Source organism: Aquabacterium sp., from assembly GCF_048860245.1.
Taxonomy (GTDB): Bacteria; Pseudomonadota; Gammaproteobacteria; order Burkholderiales; family Burkholderiaceae_C; genus Aquabacterium.
Map to the genome: position 1 here is coordinate 34,631 of NZ_JBLIZW010000012.1, position 9,968 is coordinate 44,598.

The window sequence follows — 9,968 nt, forward strand, 5'->3', positions numbered from 1 at the left end:
TCACGCGACGCCCTCGTCCGACGTGTCAGGGCGCACGGGAGGGCGCTCGGTAGCCGGGCTCGCGAGCACGGTTTCTCCCCGCAGGAACAGGCGCGACAAGGAGGCCGCCACCTGAGGGCGCGTGTGTGCATCGGCGCTGTGCAACTCGGCCATGGCACCGTGCAGCATCTTTTGGGTCAAGCCGCGTGACAGGGCTTCGAGCACAGCTTCGATGTCGTCGCCCTTGCTCAGCATCTTGCGTGCGCGGGCCAGTTCGGTGGCGCGCCAGTCGTCGGCTTGGGCGTGCAGGGCCTTGATCAGCGGCACGGTGGTGCGCTGGTCCAGCCAGTGCACAAAGCCTTGCACCCCGGTTTCGATGATGGCCTCGGCCTGGGCCACGGCCGCTTGGCGCTTTTCGCCCGCGGTTTGCACCATGGTCGACAAGTCATCCACGGTGTAGAGGTAGACGTCACCCAGTCGGCCCACTTCGGGTTCGATGTCGCGGGGCACTGCCAAGTCCACCATGAACATGGGGCGACGCTTGCGGGCTTTCAGCGCGCGCTCGACCGCGCCCAGCCCGATGATGGGCAGGCTGCTGGCGGTGCAGGACACCACGATGTCGAATTCGTGCAGGCGTTGCGGCAGGTCGGCCAAACGCATGGCCTGGGCACCCAGGTGGGTGGCCAGCTTCTCGCCACGCTCCAGTGTGCGGTTGGCCACGGCCATGCCACGCGGGTTGCGTGCGGCAAAGTGCGTGGCGGTGAGCTCGATCATTTCGCCGGCGCCCACAAAGAGCACGCGCGTCTTGCTCAGGTCTTCAAACAGTTGCGAGGCCAGGCGAACGGCTGCGGCCGCCATGCTGATGGAGTGCGCACCAATTTCGGTCGAGGTGCGAACCTCCTTGGCCACCGCAAAACTGCGTTGGAACAATTGATGCAGCGTCGTGCCCAGTGTGCCGGCGTTGTCAGCCTCGCGGACGGCTTGCTTCATCTGACCCAGGATCTGGGGCTCGCCCAGCACCATGGAATCCAGCCCGCTGGCCACGCGGAAGGCATGGCGGGCGGCCTGTCCGCCTTCCAGCACATAGGTGTGGCGCATCAGCTCATCGGCCGACACGCCGCCGGTGCGGCTGAGCCAGTCCACCGCCGCATGGCGCAACTGGTGAATGGGGCCGCCAATGCCACCCGCCGCGACGTACAACTCGGTGCGGTTGCAGGTGGACAGCAGCGCGGCTTCAGAATGAGGCGTGCCCGTCAGTTGCTGATGCAAAGCTTGCAGCGCCGGGGCCAACTGATCCACCGCAAATGCGAAACGGCCGCGCAGATCAACAGCGGCAGTGGTGTGGTTGAGGCCCAGGGTCAAGACGGTCATAGGCCGCGATTATAAAATCGCCCCGTTTGCATTGGGGACGAACCTGGTTTTGCCCTTTGCAGGAATTTTCGGGTACCTCGCCACGAGATCGCTGCCTTTTTGATGCAGCGCAATGGCAAGAGCCCCTTTTCCGCCCGCTTGCCTTGCCGGACCAATCTGCCCATGGGTTTTCTCGACGCACTCGACCACCTAGTCAACTTCCTCTTGCCCGCCCTGGGCATGGCCGTGCTCGTGCCCTCCCTAGCGAGGCTGGTTTGGTGGAAGGAACTGAAGGGCAAGGGCTGGACCCTGCAGGTCACGCGCACCGCGCTGGCCAATGGTGTGGTGCTGATCCTGGGGCTGTTGGTGCTGGGGCGAGACGGTGCCATGATGACTTATGCCGCCTTGGTGCTGAGTTCGGCCCTGATGGTCTGGTGGACAGGACTGCGTTGACATGACCTACAGCGTCAAAGAAATTTTCTACACCCTGCAAGGCGAGGGCACCCACGCAGGTCGCCCCGCCGTGTTCTGCCGCATGGCTGGATGCAATCTGTGGACGGGCCGTGAGCAAGATCGCACCAGCGCCATCTGCCAGTTCTGCGACACCGACTTCGTGGGCACCGATGGTTTGGGGGGCGGCAAGTTCGACACGGCCCAGGCGCTGGCCGCGCGCATCGCCTCGTTCTGGCCTGACACCCCGGCGGGACAGCGAGGCCAGCGCTTTGTGGTGATCACCGGGGGCGAGCCCCTGCTGCAAGTGGATACGCCCTTGATTGACGCCTTGCATGCGCAGGGTTTCGAGATCGCGGTGGAGACCAATGGCACCGTCGTGGCGCCGGAGGGGGTGGACTGGATTTGTGTGAGCCCCAAGGCGGGTTCCAAGCTGATTCAGACGCGCGGTCATGAACTGAAAGTGGTCGTGCCCCAAGCCGGCTTCACCGAGGCCGACTTGCTGGCCTTTGAGCAACTGGACTTTCAGCAACTGCGTGTGCAAGCGATGGACAGCGCCCAGCCCGAGGCCCGTCGTCAGGCCATGCAGTGGGCCGTGCAGTGGTGCCTCGACCATCCACGCTGGATGCTCAGCGTGCAAACGCACAAATCCCTTGGCATTCGCTGAGCCCCGGAGTCACGCGACATGAATTGGGCGGAACGCAGTCGTCAGGCCGTCTGGCACCCTTGCACCCAGATGAAGGTGCACGAGCACTTTCCGCCCCGCGCCATCGTCGCGGCCGACGGCCCGTGGCTGATCGACGACCAGGGGCATCGCATTCTGGACGCGGTAAGTTCGTGGTGGGTCAACCTGTTTGGGCACAACTTTGCGCCCATCAAGGCGGCGATCACCGATCAACTCGGCAAGGTGGACCACATCATGCTGGCTGGTTTGACGCACCCGCCGGTGGTTGAACTGTCGGAGCGTCTGGCTGCGTTGACCGGGCTCGGCCATGCCTTCTATGCCAGCGATGGCGCCAGCGCCACCGAAATCGCGCTGAAGATGAGTGCCCACAGCTGGCGCAACCGTGGGCGCGCCGAGAAGAACCAGTTCATCGGCCTGCAAGGCGGCTACCACGGTGAAACGGCCGGTGCGCTGTCGGTGACCGACATCCCCTTGTTCCGCGAAGCCTATGCGCCTCTGGTGCGTCTGAGCGCCACACTGCCATCGCCGGATCCCCGTCATGCGGCACCGGGTGTCAGTGCGCCGACTCACACGCGCCATGCCATCGAGGCCTTGGCAAACTATTTGGCAGCCCATCACGCCCAGACCGCCGCGTTGATCCTCGAGCCACTGGTGCAAGGCGCTGCCGGCATGGCCATGTATGCCCCCGAGTACCTGGTCGCCGTGCGTGACTTGTGTGATCAGTACGAGGTGCACTGGATCGCCGATGAGATTGCCGTGGGCTTTGGCCGCACGGGCACCTTGTTTGCCCACCAGCAGGCGCGTCGTGCGGATGGCGAGCACGTCAAGCCCGATTTCATCTGTTTGAGCAAAGGGCTGACCGGTGGGGTCCTGCCTTTGTCAGCGGTGCTCACGACGGATGCCGTGTACCAAGCGTTTTACGACGATCGCACGGTGCATGGCTTTTTGCATTCGCACTCGTACACAGGCAACCCGCTGGCCTGCCGGGCTGCGCTGGCCGTGCTGGACACCTTTGCCGAGCAAGATGCGCAAGGCCGTGATGTGCTGAGCCGCAACCGTGAGGCGGCCGAACGCTTTCATGCCTTGACGGCCCCCTTGCGTGCACACCCACGGGTCAAGGGGCATCGGCACCTGGGCATGATCTGGGCGTGGGACATCGACTGTCAGGAGCCTACGTTTGCTGCACGCTATCACCGGGCGGCACTGGACGCGGGCCTCTTGTTGCGCCCCATCGGGACGACCTTGTATGTGATGCCCCCGTACGTGCTGACGGAAGCGGACCAAACCCATCTGGCACACGGCCTGGTGCGTGTGCTGGACCGTGTGCTGGCCGACATCGACGCCTTGCCGCAGGCCCAGGCGCCCGTGGTGCCGGTGCCTTGATCTCTCGTCTGTCCACATTCTCTTTGCTGGAGTTGCCATGAACGCACTTCCCCCGGCCTATTTCGTCACCGGGACGGACACCGGCGTGGGCAAGACCCGCACCAGTTGTGCCCTGATCCATGCCCTGCGGCACGCGGGTCATGCCAAGGTGGTGGGCATGAAGCCCGTGGCGGCCGGTTGCGACTGGGTGGACGAAACCGTTGCTCAGCCTGGTCACTGGCTCAATGAAGATGTGGCGGCCATGCGTGCTGCCGCCAGCTTGCAGGTGCCTGCGTCGTTCGACAATCCGTATGCCTTGCCCGATGCGGTCTCACCGCACATCGCCGCCCGGCGTGCGGGGGTGGTGATCGAGTTGGATCATCTGGAAGCCTCCTTCCATGCGCTGCGCAGCCACGCGGATGCTGTGGTGGTGGAAGGCGCGGGCGGCTTCATCGTGCCGTTCTGCGAACCCGACCCGGATCTGGGGGGCGACTGGGCCACCAGCGCCGATCTGGCTCAACGTTTGCGCCTGCCCATCATCCTCGCGGTGGGGGTGAGGTTGGGGTGTCTGAACCATGCCCTGTTGACGCAAGAGGCCATCTTGTCGCGTGGCTTGCACTTTGCCGGTTGGGTGGCCAATGTGGTCGATCCTGACATGCCCGAACAGGCGGCCAACCTGGCGACCTTGCAAGCCCGCTTGCGCGCCCCCATGCTGGCCCATTGGCCTTGGGACCCATTGGCCGCACCTGCGGACCTGGCGCACCGACTGACTTTGCCTTGAAACCCGATTGACCATGCAAACCCGTTTGACGCGCCTGCTCGGCATTCAACATCCCATCGTCCTGCCCGGGATGACCTACATTGCCGTGCCGCGTCTGGTGGCGGCGGTGAGCCATGCCGGTGGCCTGGGCATTCTGGCATCGGGGGCGCTGTCGCCCGAAGAGTGCCGCGCGGCCATCCGCGAAGTGCGCCGCCTCACCGACAAGCCGTTTGGTGTGGGGTGCAGCCTGATGTTGCCGGGCGCTGCCGAGTGTGCCAAGGTCGCCCTGGAAGAAAAAGTACCCGTCATCAACGTGTCAATGGGCAAAGGCGAGTGGGTCACAGAAGCCGCGCATGCCTATGGTGGCAAGGTGGTGGCCACGGTGTCTACCGAAGCCCACGCCCGTTCGGCGCTGGCGGCCGGTGTGGATGGCCTGATCGTGACCGGGCATGAGGCGGCAGCCCATGGCGGCAAGGTGACGTCCATGGTGCTGATCCCGGCGGTGCGGGACATGACCGATCTGCCCATCATCGCGGCGGGTGGTTTTGCCGATGGCCGAGGTTTGATGGCGGCGCTGGCGCTGGGTGCCGATGCGGTGGCCATGGGGACGCGCTTTGCCAGTTCATTGGAAAGCCCCATGCACGCCGATACCAAGCAACTGGTGCTCAGCAAAGAGGCGGAAGAGACCATCTACTCGTCGAACTTCGACACCTTCCCGTGCCGCGTCATGCGCACGCCCGGCGGGCGCAAGTACACGGCCCGCAAGCTCAGTCCGCCTGTGGCCATCACCCGTTCTCTGGCGGCCGCCCGCGAACTCAATACACCGCTGACCGCGCTGGCCAAAGATGCCATGGGGCAAGGTTTGGTGGGGGCAGTCAAGGTGGCGTACTTTGGCGCAGCCACCCTCGCCATGAGAAAAGCCATCCACGAGGCGAACCACGAGGATGGCGTGCAACTGATCGGTCAGTCACAAGGACTGGTCCACGACATCGCCAGTGTGGCCGACATCGTGGACCGCGTCATGAAGCAGGCGCAGAGCGTGGCGACCAGCCTCTCTGCGCTGCAGACCGCCCCCTGAGCAGGCAGGGGCGGTCGACCCCAAACGTTTACTCGTCGCGACCACCCAGGCCGAACAGCATCAGCAGGCTGGTGAACAGGTTGTAGATCGAGACAAACAGGCTGACGGTGGCCATCACGTAGTTGGTCTCGCCACCGTTGACGATGCGGCTGGTCTCGAACAGGATCATGCCGCTGGCGATCAGCACAAACAGACCGGACACGGCCAGGCTCAGGGCGGGCACTTCAAAGAAGATCGCGCCCAGACCCAGCACCACACCGACCAGCGAACCCACGAACAAGAACTTGCCCATGAAGCTGAAGTCGCGCTTGGTGACCAAGGCCACAGCCGACAAGCCCAGGAAAGCTGCCGCGGTGGCGGCCAGGGCGTTGGTGATGGCCGAGGCGCCGCCGGGAATCGCCATGACGGCATTGAGCGTGGGGCCCAGGGTGTAGCCCATGAAGCCGGTCAGCGCAAACACAGCCAGTACGCCCTTGCCGCTGTTGGCGAACTTGTTGACCAGGAAGAACAGGCCGTAGAAGCCCACCAGGGTCAGGATCAGGCCGGGCGCGGGCCAGTTGAAAGCCATGGCGGCGCCGGCGGTGGCGGCACTGAAGGCCAGGGTCAGGCCCAGCAGAGCATAGGTGTTGCGCAGCACGCGTTGCGCGCTGGCCGGCATCACGGTGGTGACGTCGCCCATCGACAGGGTGCGTGAACTGGGATGGTCGTAGGACATGGTGTCTTCTCCTCAAACACGGGTGGCTCGCACTGGAACCACTCCGGATGACTGGCATTGTGAGGATTTCATCATTTCGGGTAAATTCGAATTTATGACTCTGATCATTCGATAAAACCGATATGAACTACAAGCACCTGCAGTACTTCTGGACCGTGGCCAGAATGGGGGGCGTGGTGAAAGCCAGTGAACACCTGCATGTCACGCCTCAGACCATCAGTGGACAGATCCAGTTGCTGGAGGATCATTTCGGGCGCCCGCTGTTTCAGAAGAAAGGGCGCAAGCTGGAGTTGACGGAAACCGGCCAGTTGGCCTTCAGCTATGCCCAGGACATCTTCAACCTGGGGGCTGAGCTGGATCAGGTGGTGCGGCAACCGCGTGGGGTGGCGCGCCCCATCGAGTTGCGTGTGGGCTTGGCCGATGCGGTGCCAAAGTTGGTGGCCTGTCGCCTGCTGGAGCCGGTGTTGCACAGCAAGCAGCGGTTCAAGGTGGTGTGCCGGGAGTGGAAGCTCGACAGCTTGTTGGCCGAGTTGGCGGTGCACCGGCTGGATCTGGTGCTGTCTGACACGCCCTTGCCGCCGACGCTGAGCGTACAGGGCTTCAATCACCGGTTGGGCGGTTCAACCGTGGGCTTTTATGCCACGCCAGCCTTGCTGCCCAAGATCAAGGGGGGCTTTCCGGCGTGTCTGGACGACGTGCCCTTGCTGATTCCGGGCACCGAGTCGGCCCTGGGGGTCAAGCTGCTGCAATGGTTGGGCAAGCACAAACTCAAACCCCAGGTGGTGGGCGAGTTCGATGACGGGGCCTTGCTGCAGGCATTGGGTCAGCATGGTCACGGCGTGTTCATGGCCCCCATGGTGCTGGATGAGGAAGTGCGTCGCCAATATGGCGTGCATCTGGTGGGGGAGGCGCAAGACCTCATCGAAGAGTTTTACGTGATCACCGTGGATCGCCGCTTGACCCATCCCGGTGTAGCCGCCATCGCCCAAGCGGCCCGTGAGGGGCTGTTTGCAGCGTGGAACCGCTGAGCTGCGCGCATGAAAAAGGGGCTCCTGCAGGAGCCCCTTTGGGTGTGACGGATGCTGAGGGTGTCAGGCCACGATCATTTCAGCGCGCAGCGAGTGCGGGAATGCCTTGGTGATCTTCACGTCGATCAGCTGACCCACCAGGCGGTCGCGCAGGGCTTGCGTGGGGCCGGCCGGGAAGTTGACGATGCGGTTGCACTCGGTGCGGCCCATCAGTTCGGACGGATCCTTGCGGCTGGGGCCTTCCACCAAAATGCGCTGGGTCTTGCCCACCAGGGCCTCGCTGTAGCGCAGCACATTGGCTTCCAGATAGGCTTGCAGCGTTTGCAGGCGCTTGAGCTTGACCTCATACGGGGCATCGTCTTGCAGCGAGGCGGCCGGCGTGCCGGGGCGGGCGCTGTAGATGAAGCTGAAGGACGCATCGAACTCCAGGTCGGTGGCCAGTTTCATGAGCTTGTCGAAGTCTTCATCGGTTTCACCGGGGAAGCCGACGATGAAGTCGGTCGACAGGCTGATGTCCGGGCGCACGGCGCGCAGCTTGCGGATGGTGCTCTTGTATTCCAGCGCGGTGTAGCCACGCTTCATGGCCATCAGGATGCGGTCCGAGCCGTGCTGAACCGGCAGGTGCACGTGGTTGACCAGCTTGCTGGTCTTGCCATAGACGTCGATCAGGCGCTGGCTGAACTCGTTGGGGTGGCTGGTGGTGAAGCGGATGCGCTCGATGCCGGGGATCTCGGCCACGTATTCCAGCAACATCGCAAAGTCCGCGATCTCGGCGGTGTCGCCCATCTTGCCGCGGTAGCCGTTCACGTTCTGGCCCAGCAGGGTGACTTCCTTCACGCCTTGGTCGGCCAGGTCGGCGACTTCGGTCAGCACGTCTTCAAACGGGCGTGAGACCTCTTCGCCGCGGGTGTAGGGCACCACGCAGTAGCTGCAGTATTTCGAGCAGCCTTCCATGATGGACACGAAGGCTGATGCCCCCTCCTTGCGTGGCGGAGGCAGGTGGTCGAACTTCTCGATCTCGGGGAAGCTGATGTCGACCTGCGGGCGCTTTTGCTGCTGGCGCTTTTCCAGCATGGCGGGCAAGCGGTGCAGGGTTTGCGGGCCAAACACGACGTCCACATAGGGCGCGCGCTCGATGATGGCCGCGCCTTCCTGGCTGGCCACGCAACCGCCCACGCCAATCATCACACCCTTTTCCTTGAGGTGCTTGACACGGCCAAGGTCGCTGAACACCTTCTCTTGCGCTTTTTCGCGGATGGAGCAGGTGTTGAAGAGGATCAGGTCGGCTTCTTCAGGGTTGTCGGTGGGCTCGTAGCCTTTGGCCGCATTCATGACGTCGGACATCTTGTCCGAGTCATATTCGTTCATCTGGCAACCATAGGTCTTGATGTAGACCTTCTTGGTCTGTGCGTCGGTACTCATGTGCGGGCGGGGATCAGGACTTGGTCCAGGTGGAGGTGAGGGGGTTGAAGGTCCACTTGGCGGCTTCTTCGGCCGTGGTGGGCCACAGGCGCGCGATTTCGTCGCTGCGCAACACCCAGACGTTGAAAAGCAGACCGTAGGGGTCGAGCGTGTAATTGACTTTCAGCTTTTGCCCCGCCAGCGTGCCGGACAGGACCAGCATGTTGTTGGTGTCGCGGATGCGGGCGCCAGGTGCCAGACGCATGGCTGTGCCGTTGAGGGTCACCTCGGGCGGTTGACCGAAGGTGACTTCGCCGCGCAGCGAGTTGAGGGGCAGGGCACGGGCGATTTGGGCACTGGCCAGGACTGGCATGGCCAAGGCCATGGTGGCCAGGGCCATCGAGAGACAGCGGGGCATGGTGTAGATCCAGGGGCTGTTGATCAGGCTGCCGATTTTACCCGTGCCCCTGGCTGCTGTGGCGGAATCTTCAGCCCTGGGAGGTGGGGCGGCGATTGAGTTCAGCCAGACGCTCCGGTGTTCCCACATCCACCCAGGGTCCGGTGTAGAGGGTGCCGCTGAGTCGGCCCGCATCAATGGCGCGTTCCAGACTGGGGCGCAGGGCCGCTTTCTGGCCCACGGTGAGGTGGTCCACCATCGCGGGGCGGTACAGCCCAATCGTCGAGTAGGTATAGGCCGGCGTGCCGCTGGGTGCCTGGTCTTTGCGCAGGATGCGACCTTCTGCGTTCAAGGCGAAATCGCCCGTGGGGACATGGGCCGGATTGGGCACCAGCCACATACGGCCCCAATCCGTCTGCGCGGCAAAGTCGCGTGCGGCCTGCGGATCAAACCGGAAGCCGGGCACGAACACATCGCCGGCCAGCACCCAGAAGGCGTCGCCCAGCAGCGGCAGGGCATTGGCCATGCCGCCAGCGGTTTCGAGGGCGCCACCGTGGTCGCGCCCCTCGTGTGAGTAGTGAATGCGCAGGCCCCAGCGTGTGCCATCGCCCAGCGTGGGCTCAAACTGTTCTTCCAGGTAGGCGGTGTTGATGACCACCTGCGTCACGCCGTCGCGTGCCAGGGCTTCCAGGTGCCACTCGATCAGTGGCTTGCCTTGCACGTGCAGAAGGGGCTTGGGCGTGTGGTCGGTCAGGGGGCGCAT

11 protein-coding genes are annotated in these 9,968 nt (G+C 63.9%); 6 read left to right on the forward strand and 5 right to left on the reverse strand.

Going from position 1 to position 9,968, the window contains the following annotated elements; translation table 11 throughout:
* Positions 1 to 1,350, reverse strand: coding sequence for a glutamyl-tRNA reductase (gene hemA / locus ACMV18_RS01495; protein WP_420816417.1), 1,350 nt, complete (start codon positions 1,348 to 1,350; stop codon positions 1 to 3).
* Between the two features lie 162 nt (positions 1,351 to 1,512).
* On the opposite strand from hemA, the gene ACMV18_RS01500 reads away from it, so the two are divergent.
* Genes ACMV18_RS01500 through ACMV18_RS01520 form a run of 5 tightly spaced genes read left to right on the forward strand, consistent with a single transcriptional unit; the run spans position 1,513 to position 5,664 of the window.
* A complete protein-coding gene (locus ACMV18_RS01500; protein ID WP_374255888.1) occupies positions 1,513 to 1,782 on the forward strand; it encodes a hypothetical protein in 270 nt (89 codons plus the stop codon).
* Between the two features lies 1 nt (position 1,783).
* Entirely contained in the window at positions 1,784 to 2,446 is a 663-nt protein-coding gene (queE, locus tag ACMV18_RS01505; RefSeq protein ID WP_420816418.1) for a 7-carboxy-7-deazaguanine synthase, read from the forward strand.
* 18 nt (positions 2,447 to 2,464) lie between these two features.
* Positions 2,465 to 3,847 carry an adenosylmethionine--8-amino-7-oxononanoate transaminase gene (bioA, locus tag ACMV18_RS01510; RefSeq protein WP_420816419.1) on the forward strand — a complete coding sequence of 461 codons (1,383 nt, stop codon included), beginning with the start codon at positions 2,465 to 2,467 and terminating at the stop codon, positions 3,845 to 3,847.
* A 37-nt stretch (positions 3,848 to 3,884) separates the two neighbouring features.
* Positions 3,885 to 4,607, forward strand: coding sequence for a dethiobiotin synthase (bioD, locus tag ACMV18_RS01515; RefSeq protein WP_420816420.1), 723 nt, complete (start codon positions 3,885 to 3,887; stop codon positions 4,605 to 4,607).
* 13 nt (positions 4,608 to 4,620) lie between these two features.
* On the forward strand, positions 4,621 to 5,664 hold the full coding sequence (locus ACMV18_RS01520) for an NAD(P)H-dependent flavin oxidoreductase (protein ID WP_420816421.1): 1,044 nt from the start codon (positions 4,621 to 4,623) through the stop codon (positions 5,662 to 5,664).
* Positions 5,665 to 5,692: 28 nt separating this feature from the next.
* Here ACMV18_RS01520 and ACMV18_RS01525 read toward each other — a convergent pair whose 3' ends face one another.
* The gene (locus tag ACMV18_RS01525; protein WP_374255979.1) at positions 5,693 to 6,343 is read right to left on the reverse strand and encodes a Bax inhibitor-1/YccA family protein; all 651 of its coding nucleotides are present in this window, start codon (positions 6,341 to 6,343) and stop codon (positions 5,693 to 5,695) included.
* Between the two features lie 158 nt (positions 6,344 to 6,501).
* Between ACMV18_RS01525 and nhaR the strand changes: the two genes are divergently transcribed.
* Positions 6,502 to 7,407, forward strand: coding sequence for a transcriptional activator NhaR (gene nhaR / locus ACMV18_RS01530; RefSeq protein WP_374255893.1), 906 nt, complete (start codon positions 6,502 to 6,504; stop codon positions 7,405 to 7,407).
* A 63-nt stretch (positions 7,408 to 7,470) separates the two neighbouring features.
* On the opposite strand, the gene miaB is transcribed toward nhaR, so the two are convergent.
* The 3 genes from miaB to ACMV18_RS01545 all read right to left on the reverse strand — a co-directional run.
* Entirely contained in the window at positions 7,471 to 8,829 is a 1,359-nt protein-coding gene (miaB, locus tag ACMV18_RS01535; protein ID WP_374255894.1) for a tRNA (N6-isopentenyl adenosine(37)-C2)-methylthiotransferase MiaB, read from the reverse strand.
* 13 nt (positions 8,830 to 8,842) lie between these two features.
* Positions 8,843 to 9,226 (reverse strand): hypothetical protein, encoded by a 384-nt coding sequence (locus tag ACMV18_RS01540; protein ID WP_420816422.1) that lies wholly within the window; start codon positions 9,224 to 9,226, stop codon positions 8,843 to 8,845.
* Between the two features lie 70 nt (positions 9,227 to 9,296).
* A partial coding sequence (locus ACMV18_RS01545; RefSeq protein ID WP_420816423.1) for a nucleotidyltransferase family protein occupies positions 9,297 to 9,968 on the reverse strand: 672 nt, incomplete at its 5' end.